The sequence below is a fragment of the Poseidonibacter parvus genome, from assembly GCF_001956695.1.
Lineage (GTDB): Bacteria > Campylobacterota > Campylobacteria > Campylobacterales > Arcobacteraceae > Poseidonibacter > Poseidonibacter parvus.
Map to the genome: position 1 here is coordinate 134,197 of NZ_CP019070.1, position 22,282 is coordinate 156,478.

21 protein-coding genes are annotated in these 22,282 nt (G+C 27.0%); 15 read left to right on the plus strand and 6 right to left on the minus strand.

Going from position 1 to position 22,282, the window contains the following annotated elements:
* Positions 1 to 14: 14 nt before the first annotated feature.
* Both LPB137_RS00620 and LPB137_RS00625 read right to left on the minus strand, forming a co-directional pair.
* The gene (locus LPB137_RS00620) at positions 15 to 689 is read right to left on the minus strand and encodes a 4'-phosphopantetheinyl transferase family protein (RefSeq protein WP_076082990.1); all 675 of its coding nucleotides are present in this window, start codon (positions 687 to 689) and stop codon (positions 15 to 17) included.
* A gap of 7 nt (positions 690 to 696) precedes the next feature.
* Entirely contained in the window at positions 697 to 1,161 is a 465-nt protein-coding gene (locus LPB137_RS00625) for a hypothetical protein (RefSeq protein WP_076082992.1), read from the minus strand.
* Positions 1,162 to 1,480: 319 nt separating this feature from the next.
* Between LPB137_RS00625 and LPB137_RS00630 the strand changes: the two genes are divergently transcribed.
* The 14 genes from LPB137_RS00630 to LPB137_RS00695 all read left to right on the plus strand — a co-directional run bounded on the left by LPB137_RS00630 (position 1,481) and on the right by LPB137_RS00695 (position 17,854).
* Entirely contained in the window at positions 1,481 to 2,011 is a 531-nt protein-coding gene (locus LPB137_RS00630; protein ID WP_076082994.1) for a hypothetical protein, read from the plus strand.
* Between the two features lie 86 nt (positions 2,012 to 2,097).
* Positions 2,098 to 2,754, plus strand: a complete 657-nt coding sequence (locus LPB137_RS00635) for a hypothetical protein (protein ID WP_076082996.1) — start codon at positions 2,098 to 2,100, stop codon at positions 2,752 to 2,754.
* Positions 2,755 to 2,863: 109 nt separating this feature from the next.
* On the plus strand, positions 2,864 to 3,604 hold the full coding sequence (locus LPB137_RS00640) for a hypothetical protein (protein WP_076082998.1): 741 nt from the start codon (positions 2,864 to 2,866) through the stop codon (positions 3,602 to 3,604).
* Positions 3,601 to 4,347: a hypothetical protein gene (locus tag LPB137_RS00645; protein WP_076083000.1), complete on the plus strand. Its 747-nt coding sequence runs from the start codon at positions 3,601 to 3,603 to the stop codon at positions 4,345 to 4,347. Before LPB137_RS00640 ends, LPB137_RS00645 begins: the two co-directional genes overlap by 4 nt.
* Positions 4,347 to 5,054: a hypothetical protein gene (locus tag LPB137_RS00650; protein ID WP_076083002.1), complete on the plus strand. Its 708-nt coding sequence runs from the start codon at positions 4,347 to 4,349 to the stop codon at positions 5,052 to 5,054. Before LPB137_RS00645 ends, LPB137_RS00650 begins: the two co-directional genes overlap by 1 nt.
* Positions 5,055 to 7,973 carry an RCC1-like domain-containing protein gene (locus tag LPB137_RS00655; RefSeq protein WP_076083004.1) on the plus strand — a complete coding sequence of 973 codons (2,919 nt, stop codon included), beginning with the start codon at positions 5,055 to 5,057 and terminating at the stop codon, positions 7,971 to 7,973.
* A gap of 9 nt (positions 7,974 to 7,982) precedes the next feature.
* Positions 7,983 to 9,638, plus strand: coding sequence for a hypothetical protein (locus tag LPB137_RS00660; protein WP_076083006.1), 1,656 nt, complete (start codon positions 7,983 to 7,985; stop codon positions 9,636 to 9,638).
* A 2-nt stretch (positions 9,639 to 9,640) separates the two neighbouring features.
* Positions 9,641 to 10,657, plus strand: coding sequence for a hypothetical protein (locus LPB137_RS00665; RefSeq protein WP_076083008.1), 1,017 nt, complete (start codon positions 9,641 to 9,643; stop codon positions 10,655 to 10,657).
* A 9-nt stretch (positions 10,658 to 10,666) separates the two neighbouring features.
* Positions 10,667 to 12,325 (plus strand): GspE/PulE family protein, encoded by a 1,659-nt coding sequence (locus LPB137_RS00670; RefSeq protein WP_076083011.1) that lies wholly within the window; start codon positions 10,667 to 10,669, stop codon positions 12,323 to 12,325.
* Positions 12,313 to 13,068: a hypothetical protein gene (locus LPB137_RS00675; protein WP_076083013.1), complete on the plus strand. Its 756-nt coding sequence runs from the start codon at positions 12,313 to 12,315 to the stop codon at positions 13,066 to 13,068. The genes LPB137_RS00670 and LPB137_RS00675 overlap by 13 nt, the downstream gene beginning before the upstream one ends.
* Positions 13,061 to 13,555 (plus strand): hypothetical protein, encoded by a 495-nt coding sequence (locus LPB137_RS00680; RefSeq protein ID WP_076083016.1) that lies wholly within the window; start codon positions 13,061 to 13,063, stop codon positions 13,553 to 13,555. Before LPB137_RS00675 ends, LPB137_RS00680 begins: the two co-directional genes overlap by 8 nt.
* Positions 13,552 to 15,738 carry an RCC1 domain-containing protein gene (locus tag LPB137_RS00685; RefSeq protein WP_076083018.1) on the plus strand — a complete coding sequence of 729 codons (2,187 nt, stop codon included), beginning with the start codon at positions 13,552 to 13,554 and terminating at the stop codon, positions 15,736 to 15,738. Before LPB137_RS00680 ends, LPB137_RS00685 begins: the two co-directional genes overlap by 4 nt.
* A gap of 19 nt (positions 15,739 to 15,757) precedes the next feature.
* Complete coding sequence (locus LPB137_RS00690) at positions 15,758 to 16,771, plus strand: SH3 domain-containing protein (protein WP_156981714.1); 1,014 nt, start codon at positions 15,758 to 15,760, stop codon at positions 16,769 to 16,771.
* 9 nt (positions 16,772 to 16,780) lie between these two features.
* Positions 16,781 to 17,854, plus strand: a complete 1,074-nt coding sequence (locus tag LPB137_RS00695; protein WP_076083024.1) for a hypothetical protein — start codon at positions 16,781 to 16,783, stop codon at positions 17,852 to 17,854.
* A 25-nt stretch (positions 17,855 to 17,879) separates the two neighbouring features.
* Here LPB137_RS00695 and purT read toward each other — a convergent pair whose 3' ends face one another.
* Genes purT through coaE form a run of 4 tightly spaced genes read right to left on the minus strand, consistent with a single transcriptional unit; the run spans position 17,880 to position 21,134 of the window.
* Positions 17,880 to 19,049, minus strand: coding sequence for a formate-dependent phosphoribosylglycinamide formyltransferase (gene purT / locus LPB137_RS00700; RefSeq protein ID WP_076083026.1), 1,170 nt, complete (start codon positions 19,047 to 19,049; stop codon positions 17,880 to 17,882).
* A 15-nt stretch (positions 19,050 to 19,064) separates the two neighbouring features.
* On the minus strand, positions 19,065 to 19,796 hold the full coding sequence (locus LPB137_RS00705; RefSeq protein WP_076083029.1) for a glucosaminidase domain-containing protein: 732 nt from the start codon (positions 19,794 to 19,796) through the stop codon (positions 19,065 to 19,067).
* A gap of 1 nt (position 19,797) precedes the next feature.
* Positions 19,798 to 20,547, minus strand: coding sequence for a diaminopimelate epimerase (dapF, locus tag LPB137_RS00710; RefSeq protein ID WP_076083032.1), 750 nt, complete (start codon positions 20,545 to 20,547; stop codon positions 19,798 to 19,800).
* Positions 20,544 to 21,134, minus strand: coding sequence for a dephospho-CoA kinase (gene coaE, locus LPB137_RS00715; protein ID WP_076083035.1), 591 nt, complete (start codon positions 21,132 to 21,134; stop codon positions 20,544 to 20,546). Before coaE ends, dapF begins: the two co-directional genes overlap by 4 nt.
* Positions 21,135 to 21,282: 148 nt before the next feature.
* Between coaE and purM the strand changes: the two genes are divergently transcribed.
* Positions 21,283 to 22,278 (plus strand): phosphoribosylformylglycinamidine cyclo-ligase, encoded by a 996-nt coding sequence (gene purM, locus LPB137_RS00720; RefSeq protein ID WP_076083037.1) that lies wholly within the window; start codon positions 21,283 to 21,285, stop codon positions 22,276 to 22,278.
* The last annotated feature ends 4 nt before the right edge of the window (positions 22,279 to 22,282 follow it).

The following is a 22,282-nucleotide window of genomic DNA, read 5'->3' on the forward strand; positions in this document are numbered from 1 at the left end:
TTAAAGTTGCCAGTTTATCTAAAGTTTTTATAGAAACTTTTATATTCTAAGAAGTTAAAATGTTCTTTACTGATTTTTGATTGCGAGCAAACAGAACAATAGTGTTTTTCATCTAAATTGAAGTTATAAAAATACCATTGTTTCTCGTCATTATCATTTTGAAAAACTTTTGCATAGTGTTTGTCGTATGGTTCAACTGTAAAAGATGATAAAGACTTATAAACACCAACTCCTAGTGCTTTAATGTAGCTTTCTTTTAGTGTCCAAATTTGGTAGAAATTTTCTAGTTTTCCATTTATATAGTCTGTTTCTTCTGTAGTTAATATCTCTTTATAGTCTGTTAAATCAATATCTTTGATCTGTTCTATATCTATTCCAATATTATTACTATCAATTACACAAGCTACCCAATCTCCAGAGTGAGTGATATTAAAATCTATATTTTCTAAGTTTTTTAAAAATGGTTTTCCCGTTGGAGATCTTTCAATGACTATATCTTTCTTATCAATTCCATTTTTATCTAAAGCATAATAAAGCAAAGCAGAGCTTAAAAGTGAACGAATATAATCTTTTCTTTGATGATATTGTTTTGCATATTCAACTCTTTGAGCAGAAATTGTTTTTTCTAACATTGATAAATCATGATCATTGATATTAAAATCAAGTTTTAAAAAATATACATTTTGCATATTTTCTTTAATCCAAGTCTTTTTTCATTTTAAGTCTTATGTTTTTTCTTTTTTGATGATATTCTTGCGAGTCTTCGTATTCGATATAATTATCATATCTTGCATGTTTGAAGCCAGTTTTTTTCTTATGCTTAATTGGACACCAAAATTCTTCTGTTCTTGAGCCTATTTCTGCGCAGTATTGAATTACACCATTTACATATCCACAAAAAACACAAAAAACCTTTTCCATAAAATTTAAATGGCTTAAATGATGTCTATCTATTATAATGTATTTACTTCTTTTAACTTTTGGAATTTTGTATACAGGAAAGTTTATAGCTTGATATATGCTTGCAAAAATATCTGCAATTATTGCTGGTATTATCATCATTGCTATAAAAGGCATTGTAATTAAGTATGATATTTTAGTTCTTGCAAAGAATTTACTTGAGAAAAGTTTAACATCAGGTTTTTTGTCATTTTTATTCATTTTATTCCTAAGTTTTGTTTGTAAAATACTATCAAAATGACTCTTAACCCTTAATTCACTTTTATATCACAATTAAAGAGTAACATTAAGAATATATGTGTTCTACATTTATAAATTTTAGTTTAAAATAATTAAAGTTTAAAATCTTATGATTTCTTACATATTATTAATAACCCTTAATATGGTCTTTTTAATAAGAAAATACTTTTTTTAGAAAAATATATTTATAAAAATAATCACAATTAAGCTTAGTTTTAATTATAAGTATGATACAATTAGTTAAATAGAATATTGTCTATTAATTATTTTAAGGAATAAAATGCCATATCTAGTTGGATCACTTATAGCAATCGTAACTGCTATGACTATTTTATTTACAAGATATGAAGCGGATGATAGTACTATAAAAGCGGAACTTGAAAATATGAGAGTTATGTTTTCAATGGTTGATGGTTTTGTTGAGACTTGTATTAATACAGATAGTAGTTGTTTAGATGATATTAGTTTTGAAAAGTTAAGTATTGCAGGAGTATTAATTAATAATTCTGTTGTGTCAGGTAGTGGATTATCATCTACTGTAACTTTTCCACACAATGATGTTATTTGGCAAATAATTCCAAATAAAAATGCAAGTAATTCATATAAATTATTAGTTGATATGAGGGCAAGTGCAGGCTTGATGAGTAAAGCTATTTTTTCTGAAAACTTCTCAAGTAGAGAATTTTGTGAAAAACCTCTTTTTGGTACAGCAGAACTAAAAGAAAATCAATTTGATGGTACAGATGATTTTGAAGATAGTGGTTCAAGCACAACAAGTGATGGATTTTTTGTCTGTACAGTATTTAAATAGTTTGGTGCGATTTATAGTATAAAAATAAATTGTTAAAATTTATGGTAGGTTGGTAGGAAAATTAAAATTAATAAAAAAGGATTAAAATGCCACAGTTAATAGCAATGGTTATAGTAGTAGTTGGAGCAATGATTTACATGTTTCAAACGTTTGGTGGAACAGGTGATAAGATTGAAGGTATTGCACAAAAGTCTAGTATTATGACAGAAATTAATAATATTAAAAATGGACTTCAGCTTGCAGCTAGAGATGAAGTTTTAAGAGCAACAGATAGTACAACCGCTGATAAAGTAGAAACTTTAGAAGGATTAGCTGAGTTAGAATATTTTGCTGATCAAATTAATGATGAGTTAGATGCTACAGCAACAACTGATACTGCAAATGTATATCAAGCAATTTCATTTGGTTCAGGAAATACGATGGAAATTTCACTTGTATTACCAGCTAAAGCTAATGCTACTACTCTTGCAAGACCAGGATTATTCATTGATATTTCAAAAGGTTCATTAGCTACAAATGCAGGCTTCTTAGAAAAACAGTTAGTAGCAGATTTAGGTGCATTAGCAAGTATTGATGTAAATCAAACTTCAGCTACATATAATACTACAATAGATGCAGCAGGTGATCTTACAACACCAGCAGCACTAGTCGCTGCTTCAGGTACTACTGCTGCAACAGATGAAGATGGTAAATTTGTTATTTATTTTAAAGATTTACAACGTGGTGTTATTGATAATCAATAATAAAATAAAAATAAACACATTAGGCTTTTTAGCCTAAGTGTTATCTAAAACAAAAAATGAGTATTAATTCCTAATATTCATTTTTTATTTTACAAAAGGGTAAATACAAATGTTAGGAAATATATGGCTATCATCAGCACTCATTGTTACAGCTATATATTCTGCATCGTCTTTATATAAGTCTTATTCAGATACCCAAGAAGCAAAGCAGATTCAAGAAAACTATCAAATAATATCTGATATAAAAACTCTTTTAGCAGAACAATACAATAAAAATCCAGATGAAGTAACTCGTGATGAAATTATGATGCATTTACCAGCTGGTGGAAATTGGGAAAAGGTACTTCTTTTAGATAGAAACAGTACAAGTACTCTTGAAAACGATGCATTAGTTGATGAAGATGGGAATTTTGTCTTAGACGAAAGTGAACAACTAAAACTTTTTGCTTTAAGAGCAAAATTAAGTAATTTGTCTGATTCAAATACTGAAAATACAGTTGATGGAGTACATACTTTTATTGTTGGAAAAGAAGAAAAAAATATAGTAAATAAAAATATATCAATTGATGATAGTTTAGAAAAAGCCATTGAGTATTTAAGTACAGCTATTTTGTATTCAACTTTGACAAGTTCAGAGATTGAAGTAATATTAGAAGATGCTATTGAAACATACACTCCACATAGTGACATATATCAAGATATGAAAACTAGTGAAACAGAAGTTATTGATGATGTTGAATTAGCAATTAGAAAAAAAGCGTTTTTTAAAAAAAGATTAGAAGAAGAGTTACTTTTAAATAAAAATGCAATGGAAACAAAACTATATTATCACTTGAAAGATTTATTATGATTAAAATAATTTTAGTATTTTTAACACTTTTTATATCTCTAAATACTTTACATGCTGAAGATTCAGAATTTATACAACAACAAGAGTTATTCTTAAAGGTAAAAACGATTATTCAAGAAGAAGAGTCAATTGCTCGTGCTTATGAAAATTTTATATTAAATGAGAAGAAATTACCAACAACTTTTGCCCAACTTGTAACAGATGAGTACTTAGATAGCGGTTTTACTCTAACACCTTTTGTAGATGGAGAAACTGTATCTGTAAATGATTTTGGATTTAGAAAAGAGATAAATAACAGACTTAAAGGTTCGTCATTAGAAGAAGATGAAAGTATACAAAGATTATATGAAAGTGATTTATTTAGAAAAAAAACATACTTTTATGATAGAGATGAAATAGGAATAAAACTTGAAGATGAGTTTGTAAATCATTTATATTTTTTAAGTTCAACTGCAGGATTTAATTTAATTAAGTGTGGTATAAGTCCTAAGAAAAAGTATTGTTGGAATAAAGAAGATACAGATGAAAATGTTATATATATTTATCAAGAAGATGCTCAAACAAATTTACTGATGTATTACTCAGTAGATAATTTCAAAACAGGCCCAATAATCATTACAAATGACACTTCTTTACATATAACTAGTGATGAGTTTAATTCAATTCCAAAAGGAGCTCTTTTATATGATACAGAAGCTGTAAAGTATATAAAAACTAGAGACTCTATTGAGGTGGTGAAATAATGAAAATATTAATAATACTTTATTTATTTTTTAATTTTCTAAATGCAAAAGATACCTTAGTAGTACAACAGCAAAATGTATTGTATGTTCAAAATCTAATAGAAGTAGAAGAAAAAATAGCAAGTAATTTTGAAAAATATTTACTAAATGAGTATTCAATACCAAGTTTAAATGATTTAATAGATGATGAATATTTAGGAAGTAATTTTACAACTACAAATAAATTCAGTTCAAGCGATATAGATTTTGTATCAGGTGATAATTTAAAAATAAAATATGCAATTACTAAAGATGTTCAATTATATGTTACTGCTTTATATGAAAGAGATTTATATAGAAATATGACTACAGTTTATAAAGATGAGAACACTCCAAGTAATTCATATGTTTCTTTTGAACTAGAATCAAAAGTTGCCGAAAATATTTTAGAGATTTTAGAAGCAGGTTCTAGTATTGCTAGTGAATGTTCTGCAACTTTAACAAATACTTACTGTATTACAAATTTAAGTGCAATAAGATGGTATGACTCAATTTCACGTTGGATTGAATATAGTAATGAAGACTTTGAAGAAGGAAATGTGACAATTAGTACAACAGGTCTTTTGTCAAGTACAAAGTTAGATGAATTAAATGTGGGTGCCTTTGTTCTTGTAAATAATGGCGATAAATATATAAAAACTCTTACAGATATTGCAAAGGTTGATTAAATGAAGTTTTTACTTTTACTTTTATTATTAATAAATATTAGCTTTGCAAATAGTCAAAATATATCTAGAATGAATGCCTTAAAAAAAGTTATTCAAAAAGAAGAATATATTGCCTTAGCAATAAATAAATACATATTGCAAACAGGAACTATTCCTAAAACAAATTTAAATAAATTAGATTGGGAAAAATTAGATCATGAAGATTACTTAGGAGAGAGTTTTAATAAAAAGAATCCTTTAACTTCTGAAGATATAGATGTTTACTATGATACTCAAACTTACAATTTTTTTATTAGAGGTGTTGTTGTTGATATTGGAACAGAAGAAGAACCAGAATCATCTTATGATGAAGATTTAAAGTATCTTTATAACTTTTATAAAAGTAGAATATTTAGAGTAAATACAATAGCTCCACTAGATACAACAGAAGAAAAACTAAAAAAAGGCTCTCAAGTTCTTTATTCCTCAACTCAAAAAGAGATAATAAAAATACTTAGTTCAACAAGTGACAATACAATAAAACTTGATAGTCAAGAATGTGAAGTAAGTAGTTATTATTATGAATTAAAAGGAAAAGAATTAACTTACAAATACTGTAAAACGGTTGATAATCCAATTACTGTATATCAAGATTCTCCTATTTATGTTGAAGACTATACGGAATTAGAGTATATAAAAGCAAAAATCGGTGATAAGGCTTATGCCAAAAAAGATGGAACTTGGTACGAGTATTATTATCAAGGAGATACAAATCCTCCTTGGGTTGCAGTATATTTAGGTACAGCTATTAGCGCAGCTGATGAAGATGAAAATATTGAGGATTTAATACTTTCTTATATTCCTGATGCAAAAGATTTAGTTTTTAGACAAGATGGTGGATGTATGCTAGCAAATGGAGATATCTTTTGTTGGGGTAACAACAAGTATAAAAAAGCTGGGATTGAAAACTACGGACAATTAGACACTTCTTTAAGTCCAGATTACGTTAATACTCCTGTAATGTTAAAAGTTCAAATTGATGATACAACTGAAATTAATGGTATAACTAGATATGACAAGAATTGGTACAATAATCCATATAGAGTAAAATTTGAAAAGATGAGTATGAATAGTACTAATGTATGTGGAATATCACCAATTTTTTCATATTCAGTTGATGGGATTGCAAAAAAAATTGGAGGAGATTTATACTGTAATGGTAGTATTTCTTCTACATATTTTGAAGATATAGAAGAAGAGGTTAAAAGTACTTCAATTTTAAAAAAGAATAGATTTTTTGCTTTAGGAAAAGATGATAAATTAAATAATGATAATGAAATATATTTGCAAGATATTGTGATGGTTGAAGACACAGCTGCAGTATTGTCAGAATCAGGAGATATTTATACTTTTGGACGAAATTATAAAGGCGCTCTAGGAATAGGAAGTGATGATAAGTTTATAATAGAAAATACTCCACAGAAAATTGATACAGATATTATTTTTGAAAAAATCTTTGCCCTTCGAGACATAAAAGGATTTGGAGCTATTGATGAAGATAACTATTTTTGGATTTGGGGAGAGCGACCAAATGGTACTATTTATAATGAACCTACACTTTTAGATACCAGTAAAAGATTTGATAAAGATGCAATTTTTGTAAATACAAATGAGTTTGTCTTAAAAGGTGTTGATAATGTCTTTTATAAAACAACAGAAGATAATTCTATTAGTTCGTTATCAGAAATTCCAAGCAGTGCAATAAGTGTATCTATTTATGGAGATTTTTATACATATGTTAATGAAGATTTAGAGTTAAAAGGAAGTGCTAACTTACTTAAATGTATGCAATCAAATGAAATTTATGAATGTAGTGATGAGAATAAAAATATTTTTGCTTTGGCTATTGATAAACTAAATGAAAAATCAAATACAATAAATGGAAAAGATTTTGCAAACTTTTCAAATGTTTCTATTTTTAAATTAGATAGTGTAATAAAAGAAGAATTTGAAGATTTTGAAGATATTTCGAAAATAGATATTTCAGAAGAAACAGGATGGAAGGTGAAAAACAAATCTGATGATAGTGAAATAGCACTTGATTCCTTTAGAACTTCATATCCACCAACTAATATATCTGCACAAGATGGACCTGATGATGCAGAGAGAATCGATCCTTCTAGAATTCTAGGAATAATTAAAGTTGGAACAGAATATGTGGAAAAAACATACAATTTAGGTATTGAATATGCAAATAATGAAGTTGAAGTAGAGTTCGATTTCTTTGAGATTGATTCTTGGGATTATGAGAAATTTAATGTTGAATTAAATGGTGTTAACTTTATTGAGGACGGTTTTATTCATGATGATCATGAGGTATTTACTGACTCGAGTGATACGGGAATAGCAGTTAAAAATTTAGTTACTGTATATACTCAAACTGGTGAAAATCGTAAATATAATGATGAAAAATATCACTATAAATTAAGACATAAGTTAAATTCTAGTGGAGATTTAACAGTGAAATTTAGTACAAGATTATTAGTTCCGCCTGAACCTGGAGCATCTTCTGATAATGCAAATTATAATTATCTAGTTCAAGGACTAGCAGATGAATCTTGGGGAATTGATAATGTACATGTAAAAGTAAAAGAAACAAATAAAAAATTTGTGTGTGCAATGACAGGTTTTGCTAGTAACTCGCAAATGTATTGTTGGGGTAACACTGCAAGGAGTATACCTATTTTAAGCACATCTTTATATGATATGAGTAAAATAAATACTGTAAATAAATTATTTATTACTCAAGAGAATGAGAAAAAAGAAAAAATGTCTTACAGTCAATTTAATTCAATTGGTGAAAATGATTCTGAAGGGAATTTATTCCTTAAGTTTCCTACTTATATTGGAGGATTTGATTATGGTTTTTATTTTAAATAAGGGAAAAGAATGCATTATGCTTTAAGAAATGTTTCATTAATCACAATTGCTGTTTTCATGTTAACTGCTTGTTCAACAAAGAGTTATCACAATGAGATGACTACAGATGTTGAAAAGTTAGTTAATGAAAAAAGTTATGATAGAGTTAGAAACTCATACTCTGAAGAATTAGTATCAGAAAAAAATAAAAATAAAGAGTTTATAGATATTTTAAGTGACAAGTCACTAGGAGATGTTTTAAAAGAGTTAGAATTAATTGATGGTAATTTTTACTATTTAAAAAGTAGTGATATTTTAGTTCCTAAAAGTAGAATGAAGATTCATAATATGGCTGAATTAAATCAGTATTTAAATGCTGTACTTGATAAAGAACTTTTTATAAAAAAGAATGGTTCAATATATCTAGTTAAACTTTTAAGTACAAGTGAAACAAAAAAACAATCAATTAAAGATATTCCTTTTAAGTTAAACGGTCAAATTTCAGTTGAAGAATTAATTAAATTAATAACTGCAGAATCTGGTTATGAAGTTTCAATTGGAAATTATATAAAAGACAAAGATGACTTCCAAAATAGTATTGTTTCTGTGAGATCTAAAAACTTAATAAATGCAATTAATTCTCTTGCTCATGCAAAAAATGTATATGTTGATATTGATTATGATAAAGAGATGATTAATATAAAAAGATATAAAGATGTTGTTGTTGAGTTAAATATTCCATTATTAAATATTACAACTACAAATGAAACGTCATCAAGTGAGACTAGTGGTGAAAGTAAAGTTGAAAATAGTTCAGAAATTATTCTTTATGATGAGCTAGATAAAATGATGAAAAATATAATTGGTAATGATTCTATTTCTACATACCATATAGATAAAGCAAGTGGTCTTATTTTTATGAAAGCAACTAAGACTGTTGAGTCAGCAGTTAGAACAATTGCAAAAGCATATGAAGATAGTTTTGCAAGAGAAGCTACTATTGTATTTGAAAGAATTGAGCTAGTTTTAAATAAAAGTAGAGAATATGGAATTGGTTCTGTTTCAAGAACAGCAGGTGCATCAGATTCTACTGGTGTTACAAAATCCTTAGCAACAGAAGGTGCCATCTCATTTCTTAACCAAGGTGCAACTAGATTGTTACAAGTTACAGGAACAATTGATAATCAAATAGGAAAAATTTTAAACTATAGTAAAAATGTAATGGTATTAAAAAATAATATTCCTTCTGTTCAATCAATTAGTCAAAATACAGACTATATAGAAAAAATTGAAACAACTGTTAATGATAATGTAACAACTTCAGAAGCTACTGTAAATACAATTAAAGATGGTACTTCAATAACTGCAATGGCTAAGATATCAAGAGATAAACTATTTTTAAATATTACTCCTAATATTAAAAAACTTATAAGTATTTCAGAGGCAACTGTTGGTGATTCTACTATTCAATTACCAGAATATAAAGACCAAAGTTACAATATTTCAAGAGAGATAAAAGTTGGTGAGACTTCAATTGTTGGTTCTATAATTGTTCATGATGATGCAAAAGAGTATGAAGGTATACTTCCTTTAGAAGGTTTTGCAATTGGTGGTAGTGATTCAAAATCTTATGTAAGAAGAGAAATAGTGTATGTTGTTTCTGTAGAAAGTATTAAAGGCTTCTAATAATGAGTATGTTTGCAGATCCATATGAACAATTCTTACTAGATTATTTAGTAACAAAACTAGAAAATGGATCTAATACTAGAAAAGCTTTACTTTTGTATAAAGAACAAATCACAAAAGAAACAAGATTTAAAAAGAGACTTGATGCTGCTATTAAAGATATGGAAATAGGAAAGCATAAGCTTGAAGCAATTTTGCATAAAAACAAGTTTTTAAATGACTTTCAATACAGCCTAGTAGTAAATAGTACTAATACTGTTGATGGTTTAAAACTTGTACAATCTTTTGAAAAAGCAAACTCTAATTTATTACCTAAGATGATTAATCCTATATTTGTTCCATTATCAATCATTATTTTTTCTTTTTATGGTTTGATTTTATATTTAGGAATGCTTGAAAAAGATTTAGTTGGTTTACGAAAACTAAACTCTGATGTAGAATCTTTTTTAGGAATTCCTGCATATTTTACTTATGATTTTGCATATATAGGACTTGGTATTTCTATTTTTATTACTTTATTTATACTACTTGGATACATATACACAGAAAAATATAAGCCAGCTTGGTTATATAAAGTCTTTAAAACTCAATGTTATTCAGATGGTAGATTTATGTTTAGAATTTTAAATGGTATGTTAAGTGCAGGTATTTCATTTCACAAGACATCATTAATTCTTTCAAAAGATTACTTTAAAGTAGGACTTCGTCCATTTTTTGCAGAACTTGCTGATATTATTAATAAGAATAAAAAATTATTCTTGGTTTTTGAAAAGTATAACTTCCCACCCTTAATTACAGCAGATATCAAATTATCAGAATTAAGTAAAACAAGCTTTGCTGATGTTACAAAAGCACTATATCAAACATGTGATACAATGTATGAAAAAAATATTGCATATATGGTTATTCAGTGGAGACTGATTTTTTGGTTAATAGCTATGCTTGTTACAGTAATAATAGGTTCAGATATTATAAATTTAGTTATAAGTACATTTACTTTTAAAACTCTGTACCAATAAGAAGAAAAAATGATAAAAAATTTAATTAAAAAATACAAATCAAAAAAACTTTCACTTTTAAATAAAAAGAGTAAAAAAATTAATATAAAAGAATATATTAAAGAAAAAAAGAGTTTAGTTACTGAATATGTGAAAAAAGAAGATGAGAAAGATGCTGTATTATCAACACTAATTGAAGATGTAATAAAAGAAAAGTTTAATTTTGCAGGTGGTTATGGAGATTTAATTGCAAACGAATCTAAGTATGCAGAGTTTGTTAGAGGATTAGGTTATGAATATTATGCTTCATATAATGAATTATCAAAATTATATCAAGATACATCATTTCAATTAGATGAGAGAAAATTAGAATTTTGTACAACTATGTATATTATTACACTTGAAGATAAGAAAACTAAAAATAAAGTTCTAGGAATTAGAGATGTCGTAAATTTAGATTTTGATGTTTTAAGTAAATTCTATTTTACAAAAATTGTAGTTTTAGGTGAGGGTGTATTATCTTCAGTATTTGGAGAAGACAGAGAGATTATATTTGGTTCTGGTGCAGATACTGATAATGATGATGAAATTAATAAATATTTTGACAAGATGATGGGTCAAGCCATTTTACTTGGTGCTTCTGATATACATATTCAAAAGACAAATAGATATGCTTCTTTATGGTTTAGAATTGATGGTATTAAAGTTGATATGGGAACAATGCCAATTGCAATTGCAAAAACAATTAAAAGAAGACTTGTTACTATGGCTGATCAAGAAGATTCTGATTTTGAATCAATTAATGGTGTTATAAACTATGATTATGGAAAGAAAAATATTAAATTCAGACTTGGTCTTATTAACTCTAAATTAAACTTTTCATTAGTTATGAGAATGATTGGTGGAAAAGGTGTTGTTTCTCATAATTTAAGGGGTCTTAATTATCCAGATGAAACAGTTGATATTCTTGATAACTTAACAAAATACTCAAATGGTATGATTCTAATTACTGGACAAGTTGGTTCTGGTAAAACTCACTTAATGTATGCACTTTTACAACAACTTGCAAAACAGCAGCAATATGTAATTACTATTGAAGATCCTGTTGAGTATGTTGATGAATCTTTCTTCCAAATTGACTTATCAGAGTTTGCAAGTGCTAGTGAAGAGTTTAAATATGGTTACCCTGAAGCAGTAGTTGATATTCTAAGACAAGATTCAAATATTATTCTAATTGGGGAAACAAGAGAACCAGAAACTGCATCACAACTTGTAAATGCATCAAACTTAGGACAGTTAGTATTCTCTACTATGCATACGAACTCAGCACCTGCTACAGTATCAAGAATGACAAGTTCATTAGGTATTAATGAAGGGGATGTTGTAGATAACTTAAGAGGTATTGTATCTCAAAGATTAGTACGTAAACTTTGTGATTATTGTAAGATTGAAGATGGTGAAGGTGGTTATAAAAAAGTTGGTTGTGAAGAGTGTAATAGTAGTGGATTTAAAGATAGGGTTCCTATTGCTGAGGTTATTAGATTCAAATTAGGATTTGGTGGAGATTTTGAGAATCCAGCTGAATATATGACAGTTGAAAAAGCATGTATGGCACAATATCATGCTGGTCTCATTACTAAAGCTGATGCAACTGCAATAATCAAAGGGGAGGAAGTATGGTACGATTAGTAGTAACAGATTTCCAAACTAAAGAAGACAATGAAACTTTCTATCTTAATGATGAATTTGATATTTCTCAGAAAATGTTCACTTATGATTCTTTTAAAAAACATAGTGTATATTTATCAAAGTATGAGGTTACAAATACAATATACTCTTTGAATTTATTATCAAGAAAATATTTAAATAAAAACCAATTATTAGTACATATTACAGATAGTGAATATTTTATATTGTTTAATCATAAAACTGTATATTCCGCAAAGATAAATCAAAACTTTATTACTGATGATATTATAAAATCAATTCTTATTACAAAACATATTGCGATGCTTTCAAGTGGTGGTAGTATAAAAAAATATTACTATGTGATTAGTTCAAAATATAAAAGTGCAGTTGAAAATATTTTAAAGCAGAATACAAAAAATGAAAAAAATGAGGAGATAGCTTATAGTTTAGGTAATGTTGAAGAACTAGTTAAACCTTTAAATGAGCTAGATACTTTTAAGTCACATTCTGCAAAAAATATTTTTGTTTTATTCTTTGTAATATTAATGGCATGGGTTATGTTTTTTGGTTTAGAGCAATTAACAAAAAAATATATTTATAAAGAGCCTTTAGAAAAACTAAAAAGAGAAATAAAGATTGAAAAAAGATTAATACAAAGACAAAAGATTTTATTAAATAGAACTAATAAAAAATATAAAGAATTAACTGATTGTATTACTCCTATTGAGGTGAAGAATGATTAGTATTAATAGTAAAAGATTTAAACTAATTATAAAATATGGTTTGATTATATTTGTTGTTTATCTTATTGGGTTTGTCTTCTTTAAGTTAGCAAGTTTTTTTAAACTAGCATATGAAAAAGACCAGTTAACAACTGAGCTTCAAAGTAAAAAACAAGAAACACTTAGTTTAAAAAGAAAAGTTGTAAATGTAAAAGCTAAAATGGTAGAAGTTGAATCTAAATATATTAAAAAAGAGGAAATTGATACTAAAATAAAAGACATATATAAAAGAATGTCAGTATTAGATTATAATTTAAAATTTTTAGATTCAAAAAAAATGTGTATTGATAACTATATAATAGTTACACAATTAACAGCAAGAAGTGAAAAAGGATTAAGAGCAGGTGAGGGAATTTTATCTTATTTAGGTGAGATGAAAAAGAGTGAAAATAATAATACTATTTATTTTGTAAATTATATATCAAAGCCAAAGGATATTAAAAAATGATTTTTATTAAATTTTTTATTTTATTTTTACTATCATCATCTTTGTATTCAAATGAGATGTACTTTGATAATATATCTTTATCTAAAATAAAAAAAGTAATAAAAAAAGAAGAGCAAATTGCAAAAGCATATAAAACTTATGTTCTTAAAAATGCTTTAAAACCAACTTCTATTTCTAGTTTGGCAACTTATTTACCAGATGGTTTTAGTTATTCAAATTTATTTGGACAATCAATTTCTTTAGATGACACGAACACTTATATCATAAGTTTAATTCCTTCAAATGTAAAATCATCACTATATGATAAGTACTATTCAAATGAAAATAGAGTTTATTCAAAAGCACCACTTAGTAAAGAAAATCATAATGTTTCAATTGTATTTTCTTCTAAAGAAGAGTATATTTTTAATAACTTGAGTTTAATTACTACAGATGATACATTGATTAAGAATAAATATTTATTAGATGATAAGGGAGTTCTTCATTGGTATGATGATAATGGAGATATATTATACTCTTTTGATGAAAAAATTATAGTTTATCCAACAGCTAATATGATTGATAATGGAAGTATTTCTTCAGAATTTAAAAATATTTTAGATAATGCTAATACATCTTTATCTCCAGGTCAACAGATATTTAATATGGAAGATGGCATAGCTCAAGAATATATTAATATTGGTGGAGACATAGGTATTATTAAACTTGGTGATACTACAAGAGATATTGGAGAGACAATTATCCAATTTACTAGACGTGCTGGTGGAATGATAGTAAATGGAGATATTTATACTTGGGGAAATAATGCAAATCAAATTGTAGGATTAGGTACAAATAATTTTACAGGTTCTTCAGATAGTTATTATAAGTATCCAGTTATTACAGGTCTTATAAGAGCAAAAGCAAAAACATATAATAGTGATATTGATGATAAGAACTACTTCTCATCCCCTTTGAGACCAAAATTTGTAGATTTTTTCTCTACAGTTTATCATAGTACTTGTGGCGTTACAGTAGAAGGTGCTATATATTGTGGAGGAGCAAAAGGAAGTGCTGTTTCTTTTGGTAATAATTTTACTCACATAGTAAATTCAGATGGAAGCCTTGTTAATAGTACAGATCCAGAAATGTTATACAGAAGTAGATATTTTGATGGAAGTACTACAGATAAAAGTGCAAAAAAAATGTTTGCAAATAATCAATTATGGCTTATTCTATCTCAAGATGGCGATATTTATAGATGGGGTTATGATCATAGTTCTGGATTTTCAGGTAATGGAAGTACTCAATTTAATTATTATAATAGAGATACAAATAAAGATCCTGAAAAAATAAGTGTTAGTAACAATGGTACAAGTGTAAACTTTGATGACATAACATATCTTTTAACAATAGGATATAGAAAAATGGGTGCCTTATCACAAGATGGTGATATTTATATTTGGGGTATAGAACCAAAAATTGCAGATGGAAGTTGTGAAGTTACATGGGAAGGTACTACTATGAACTTATGTGCCCCACTAAAAGTTGAAACAGATATAATTTTTAAAAGTATTAGTGGTGGATTAGAAGCTTTTTTAGCAGTATCAACTGACGATAAATTTTATAAAATATATCAACCTAAAAACAAAAAACCTATTATTTTATCTATTGAAGATGAGATAAAAAGTTATTCAGACTATGTTGCTGAAGATGATATTGAACTATTATCAGTAGACTTTTCTAGTAAAACACCAATTTCTGAAGCAACATGGAATACAGGAATAGTTTGGGTGAATAGTAAAAATGAACTTAAAGGTGATTATTTTACAAGTGAAAATGAAAATGATGATTTTTTTAAAGATGCCATCTCAAAAATAAAATGGAAAAAGATTAAAGTAATTCAAGATGACAATGGTATGTGTGGAATTGATATCTACAATCAAATGTATTGTTGGGGTAAAATGTCATTTTATAGAACAGTTGAAACATCATATATTGATTTAATGGGAAATACTTTTATGCTACCAGTATTTAACACAAATCTATATGATTTAGAAAAAGACTTTTTACTTGCAGAAGGTGGATATGATGGATATCTAACAAAGATGACATCAGGGGATTGGAATCCATCTAACAATGATTTTTTTATAAAATACCCAACATATATAGGTGGATTTAATTATGAGTTTATATTTAAGTAAAAGTTTTAAAAGGAAAAAAATGAAGAGAATTAGTTTTATTATAGTATCTATTTTTGCAGTTATTAATTTATATGCACAAGAAGGTGAGAAAGAGGCTATAAAGAATATTGATAAGTTAGATGTTTTAGACCAACAATCAAAAAATTTCTTTAAAAGTATTACAGGACTTGAAAAAGATTATCTTGAAGAACAAATTGATTCAATTCAAAATAAAACAAATAATCCAAATAACATTAAGAATACAAATAAAAATACTCAAGGTATATATGTAGAAAAACCTGAAGTATCTCAAGAAGATTATGAAAAAAATGTATTTAAACACCAAAACGAAATGGCTAGATTAACTAGTGATTTTACAAGAACAAATAAACTAAAAGATATTAAGATAAAAAGTATGTATTCTTTCAATGGAAAAGATTATGTGATTTTAAAAATAGACAGCAAAAAAAGTGCTGGAGCTAATAGTGAATTAAGTTCAAATATTGAAGGAAGATTTGTAAGAGGTGATAATATCTTAGGTCATAAAATTATAGATATTGACGTTAGAACAAAAACAGTAAAGTTATATAAAAAAGTTGATGAGGAGTATGGATATTTAATTTATTTAAATAATTATGGAACATCAGTTAGTGATTTAAAAAAAGAGCCTAAAGCAAAAATTATAAAAGCTGAAAAAGAAGAAAAAGCAAAGAAAAAAGAAAGTACAAAGATACGAGAGAAAAAAGTTTATAGCATAAAAGAATCTTTTGCAAAGATAAAAAACAAAGAGCTTAAAAAAGATTTATCTGAATGTTTATATACAGTTGATATACAGAATCTAAATGTTAGAAATACAAATGATTTAAATGCAACAATTTTAAGAGTTTTAAAAATAAATGACCAATTTACTATACAAGCAAAAAAAGGTAATTGGCTACATTTAGATACTATTTATAAGAAAAAATCTGGGGATGTTATGGTTGTTGAGAATGACTCAAATTGGGTTAAACTTATAGATGCTAATTTATTAGTAGATGATGAAAATTGTCAATAAGGCATAGCTTTGAGCAATAATATAAATGAATGTAAGGTAAAAATCAATCATCATATTAAAAATATTTCTGAAGAGATAAAACCATTTACTGATATATTCAATAAAATATTTGTATTCGATGAAATATTAATAAGTGAAAATGGTGGTAAAACAAAGTTAAATCGACAAATATTAAATGACCAACATGATTTAATGCAAAATAAAATTTTACTAATTAACTCTGAATTAGATCAATCTTTAGATGTAGTTAAAACATATTTAGAAGTATTATTAATAGAATGTAATAAATCTAGTCAAATTGAAACGGTTAATTTAATATATGATGATAAGAACTTCATAGATTTATTAGAAATGGATTTAGAGACTAAAGTTATTCCTCGTGCATCTAAAAAGAAGCTTTTACAAGATGTTCAGAATCTATCAAATATAAAAAACAAGATATTTAATTTAAAATATCTTGTAACAATGTTTGATACAACAATAGTTTATAAATATCTAAATAAACTAGGAGTTGAGGATTTAATTAATAGTACATTTATTTTTGAGCTTATTGATACTTTTGCTTTACATTTTGAACAATTAAAGAAGTTTGAATATGTGATTAATAACTTTGATAAAGAAATTGATGATGTAAAAGATTTTTCTGTTCTTAACTATTTACTTGAATTACATAAAAGAAGATCTGATAATTATATTTATGCAAATTTTAGATATAAAATATCTTTAGATTATAACATAGACTTAAACTTAAGAAAAAAAGTTAAAATGAATATTCTCTATCTTGAAAATATTATTTCATCATTTATCGAACAATCATGTATGGATTTAGTAAAAAAAGAGATGAAAAAAGGAAAAATTAATAAATTAATTGAAGTAAATATTTTTAAACATAAGAATAAACTTCAATTAGTAGTTAAAAATAATGGCTTTGAAGTAAAAAATATTCATACTTTATTTCTTTCTGATACTGAAAATAAATATATAATTGAAGCAAAAAACCTAGCAGGTATGCTAGGTGCAGCTATTGAAATAACTGCTCTTGAAGATGAAGGAATGGCATACTCTTGCTCATTTAAAATCTAAATAGAACTAAAGTTTTTCTTTAGTCCTATTTGTCGTCAAAGTTTCCAATAATCTCTTTTGCTTTTTGTAAGGCTTTATCACTTGAATCTTTATCAAATGTCAAAGCAACAGCCATTCTTCTTCCTATATGACTTTGTGGTTTTCCAAATACTCTAATAATAGAATCTTTTGTAAATGATTGATCAAAAATATCAATTTGTGGATTAAATGTATCATTTCTTGCTTTATACGCAGCACTTGCGCCTGCTCCATAATCAATATAATCTAAAGGCAGTCCTAATACGGCACGTACATGAAGTGCAAATTCACTCTGACTTTGTGTAATCATAGTAACCATTCCTGTATCATGTGGTCTTGGACTTACTTCAGAAAAATATACTTCATTTCCTTTTACAAACATCTCTACACCAAAAATACCACGACCACCAAGCCCATCAGTAACAGTTTTAGCAATATCTTGTGCTTTTTTCTTAGCCTCTTCGCTCATATTCATTGGTTGCCATGAGAAAATAAAGTCACCATCTTGCTGTATATGTCCAATTGGTTCACAAAATACTGTTTGCTTTTCATTTCTTACTGTTAACATAGTGATTTCATAATCAAAAGTAATAAACTCTTCAACAATTAATTCACTAGCATCACCTCTAGCTTCTTTTGCAATTTCCCAAGACTCTTGTAAATCATTTGCAGATTTGGCAACACTTTGTCCGTGACCTGAAGAGCTCATTACGGGTTTAATAACACAAGGGAAACCCATCTTTTGTGCTGCTTTTTCTAAACCTTCATAAGTGCTTACAAACTCATATCCACCAGTTTTAACTCCTAAATCAACTGCTGCAAATTCACGAATGTTTTTTCTATTCATTGTTTTATTTACTGCATCAGCATTTGGAATTACATGAAAACCTTCTTCTTCAGCTGTAAAAAGTGCTTGAATATTAATAGCTTCAACTTCAGGTAGAATATATGTAGGTTTTTCTCTTCTTATTACATCTAAAATCTCTTCTTTATTTTTCATATTAATTGTATAAGATTTATTTGCTACTAACTGTGCAGGTGCGTTATTATAGCTATCAACGGCAATTGTCTCAATACCTAATCTTTGTGCTTCAATCACTACTTCTTTCCCAAGTTCTCCACTTCCTAAAAGCATTATTTTTATTGAGTCAGATTTTAATGGTGCTGTAAAATTCATTTATTTTCCTTATGTTTATTTAATTTGTTGATAAAATCTTTTATCATATTTCTTTAGATTGTTTTTTAAAATTACTTTTTTTAAAATTCTTAAATATTCTTCTGCAATTCCTGAATAGTTTATCATAGTTTGTGAAAGTTTAAGACCTGTTGGTTTCTTATTTTTTAATCTTATTGCATATCTTTCTTTATGAAAAGCTTTATAGGCATTATTCCTATTAAGGTTTAGCATATAAGCATTAACTGAGGCTTGCATTGTTTTAAACACTCTAATAAAGTGTTTAGCTCCAGCGTTTCTTTGTTTTGGAATCATTCCAATTTTTGAATTATATGTCCAATGCCCGAATATATTATTTGCTTCTTTTACAAAACGACTTTTCCCCCAACCACTTTCAATCGCAGCTTGAGATAGACTCAACGCTGGAGGAATTACATCAATTTTACTCATATAAGATTTTAAATCATAAAGCTTTTTAATTCGGTATTTTTTCTTTATTTTTAAAAGTTTTAAGAATTCATCTGAATTAGTATCAATATTCAATAAGTTAGAATTTAATATATTTTTTACAAAATTTCTTTCTTTTAAAATCTTTTCATTTTCATTTTTACTTAGTTTATAAATATATTCGAAAAAATAAATCTTTTGCTTTTCTCTATCTTTAATCTCAAAATACTCTTTTGGCATACCTTTTGCAAAAATAGCTGAGCTAAATAGTAAGATAAAGAATAAAAGTTTATTTATTAACATTTTAAAAACTTGTAGTAAAAACTTTTTTAACAGCACCTTTGAAATAAATAGTACTATCAATCAAAGATAAAGTAAGTTCTTCCCCACTTTTTGGGTAAACAAAAGTTTTGTCTTTTACTAAATTTAGATTATTTGCTCTTAAAAAACAAGCTGCCATTCCAGTTCCACAAGCTTGCGTTTCACCTTCAACACCTCTTTCATAAGTTCTTACTTTTAAAACTTTTCCATCTTTACTATCTTCTATTTTTGCAAAGTTAACATTTGCATTATGTTCATATCTCATTTTTGCACACAAGTCATGGTCATACTTTTCTAAGTCATCTACAATGGTTACCAAATGTGGAACCCCAGTATCCACTAAATACCAAGTGAATCCTTCTTGCTTGAACTCTTCTTTTATAACAATTGGAGCTGTTAATTGTGTTTCAACGATTGAATTTTCAACAATAGATTTTATTAAACCTGCACCAGTTAAAAAGTTCATAGTACTAGGTGCTAAATCATTTGTATACGCATAATGTGCACAAGCTCTCGTACCATTCCCACACATTGAAGCATCACTTCCATCACTATTGTAAAATAACCACTCGAAATCTGCATTTTCATTTGGAACTAGCACAATTAAGCCATCAGCACCAATACCTTCTGTTCTATTACAAAGTTTTATAGCTTCTTGTGAATAATCTTTTTTTGTAAATGTATGAAAGATTACAAAATCATTTCCACTTGCAGAATATTTTGTATATGTCATGTAGTTACCTTTATAATTTTTTTAATTTCATTTTCTAAATGTCTTAAATCTTTTGAGTTATCTATTATCAAATCAGATAAGCTCTTTTTTTCTTCAATATCCATTTGATTTGACATTTTTAATTTTGCTTCATCTTCACTAATATTATCTCTGTTCATTAATCTTTTTGTTTGTATATCTTTTGGAGTATATACTAGTAAAGATTTTGGTATTGGATAATGCATTTTTTCAAAAAATAAAGGAATATCTATAAAGTATGTTTTATTTTTTTCTTCTAATAATTTTGATTCTTCAATAATTTGCTTTTCTATTAAAGGATGAAGAAGTGCTTCTAGTTTCAATTTATTTTCTTCATTAGAAAATATAATTTTTCCTAGCTCTTTTCTTATTACTTTTCCATCTAAGACATATTTGTCTCCAAACATTGAAGCTATTTCATTTGAACTTTCATCTAATAATTTGTGTGCAATTTTATCCGCATCAATTATAGAAAAACTATGTTCTTTTAAAATGTTACAAACAGTACTTTTACCTGTTGAAATTCCACCTGTTAAGGCGATTGCATTTTTAAATAAATTTTTACTCATAAAAACAATTCTACAATAATAAATATTTATTTAAATTGAAGGAAGTGTTTGTCTTTTAGGGCATTAATATTTATAAACATTTAGATATAATACAAAAATATTTAAAAATTAATCTAAGATTAAAGATAAGCTATTAAAAAGGTGAATAATGAGCACAGTAAGTTACAAAGACGCAGGCGTTGATATCGATGCAGGAAATCAGTTCGTAGAAAATATTAAACCACATGTTAAATCTACAATGATCCCTGGTGTTCTTGGTGGTATTGGTTCTTTTGCTGGTGCTTTTGAATTACCACAAGGTTACAAACAACCAGTTATTCTATCAGGTACTGATGGTGTTGGAACAAAATTAAAGTTAGCAATTGATGCTAAACAATTTGATACAGTTGGAATTGACTTAGTTGCAATGTGTACAAATGATTTATTATGTAATTTTGGAGAACCATTATTTTTCCTAGATTATTATGCAACTGCAAAACTTGAAGTTGAAGAAGCAACTTCTGTTGTAAAAGGTATTGCTGAAGGATGTATTAGATCTGAGTGTGCACTTGTTGGTGGTGAAACTGCAGAAATGCCAGGAATGTATAAAGACGGCGATTTTGATTTAGCTGGTTTTTGTGTTGGAATTGCAGAAAAAGAAGAGCTAAATAGAATTGAAAAAATTGAAGTAGGAGATACTTTAATTGCCTTACCATCTTCTGGTGTTCATTCAAACGGTTTCTCTCTTGTTAGAAAACTATTATTAGAAAAATTAGGAATGAGTTTAGATGATGATTTCCAAGGTAAGCCTTTAAAAGATGTATTATTAGAGCCAACTAGAATTTATGTAAAAGAATTCAAAGCTAATAAAGAAAATATCAATGCCTTAGCACATATTACAGGTGGTGGAATTACAGAAAACTTACCAAGAGTTTTACCTGATAATTTAAAAGCTGTTGTAAAAAGAGATTCAATTAAAGTATTACCTATTTTTGAATTTATGGGACAACATGTAGAACTTGAAGAAATGTACAGAACATTCAATATGGGTGTTGGTATGGTTTTAGTTGTAAATCCTGCAAATGTTGATGCAGTTCTAGCTAACACTGATGGTTATGTTATTGGTGAAATTGCAGCTGGAGAAAAAGGTGTTGAATTTATTTAATAAA

Bases quoted from the DNA above. Each gene is read 5' to 3' on its own strand.
- LPB137_RS00620 (WP_076082990.1), bottom strand. From the start codon at position 689: ATGCAAAATGTATATTTTTTAAAACTTGATTTTAATATCAATGATCAT.
- LPB137_RS00625 (WP_076082992.1), bottom strand. From the start codon at position 1,161: ATGAATAAAAATGACAAAAAACCTGATGTTAAACTTTTCTCAAGTAAA.
- LPB137_RS00630 (WP_076082994.1), top strand. From the start codon at position 1,481: ATGCCATATCTAGTTGGATCACTTATAGCAATCGTAACTGCTATGACT.
- LPB137_RS00635 (WP_076082996.1), top strand. From the start codon at position 2,098: ATGCCACAGTTAATAGCAATGGTTATAGTAGTAGTTGGAGCAATGATT.
- LPB137_RS00640 (WP_076082998.1), top strand. From the start codon at position 2,864: ATGTTAGGAAATATATGGCTATCATCAGCACTCATTGTTACAGCTATA.
- LPB137_RS00645 (WP_076083000.1), top strand. From the start codon at position 3,601: ATGATTAAAATAATTTTAGTATTTTTAACACTTTTTATATCTCTAAAT.
- LPB137_RS00650 (WP_076083002.1), top strand. From the start codon at position 4,347: ATGAAAATATTAATAATACTTTATTTATTTTTTAATTTTCTAAATGCA.
- LPB137_RS00655 (WP_076083004.1), top strand. From the start codon at position 5,055: ATGAAGTTTTTACTTTTACTTTTATTATTAATAAATATTAGCTTTGCA.
- LPB137_RS00660 (WP_076083006.1), top strand. From the start codon at position 7,983: ATGCATTATGCTTTAAGAAATGTTTCATTAATCACAATTGCTGTTTTC.
- LPB137_RS00665 (WP_076083008.1), top strand. From the start codon at position 9,641: ATGAGTATGTTTGCAGATCCATATGAACAATTCTTACTAGATTATTTA.
- LPB137_RS00670 (WP_076083011.1), top strand. From the start codon at position 10,667: ATGATAAAAAATTTAATTAAAAAATACAAATCAAAAAAACTTTCACTT.
- LPB137_RS00675 (WP_076083013.1), top strand. From the start codon at position 12,313: ATGGTACGATTAGTAGTAACAGATTTCCAAACTAAAGAAGACAATGAA.
- LPB137_RS00680 (WP_076083016.1), top strand. From the start codon at position 13,061: ATGATTAGTATTAATAGTAAAAGATTTAAACTAATTATAAAATATGGT.
- LPB137_RS00685 (WP_076083018.1), top strand. From the start codon at position 13,552: ATGATTTTTATTAAATTTTTTATTTTATTTTTACTATCATCATCTTTG.
- LPB137_RS00690 (WP_156981714.1), top strand. From the start codon at position 15,758: ATGAAGAGAATTAGTTTTATTATAGTATCTATTTTTGCAGTTATTAAT.
- purT (WP_076083026.1), bottom strand. From the start codon at position 19,049: ATGAATTTTACAGCACCATTAAAATCTGACTCAATAAAAATAATGCTT.
- LPB137_RS00705 (WP_076083029.1), bottom strand. From the start codon at position 19,796: ATGTTAATAAATAAACTTTTATTCTTTATCTTACTATTTAGCTCAGCT.
- dapF (WP_076083032.1), bottom strand. From the start codon at position 20,547: ATGACATATACAAAATATTCTGCAAGTGGAAATGATTTTGTAATCTTT.
- coaE (WP_076083035.1), bottom strand. From the start codon at position 21,134: ATGAGTAAAAATTTATTTAAAAATGCAATCGCCTTAACAGGTGGAATT.
- purM (WP_076083037.1), top strand. From the start codon at position 21,283: ATGAGCACAGTAAGTTACAAAGACGCAGGCGTTGATATCGATGCAGGA.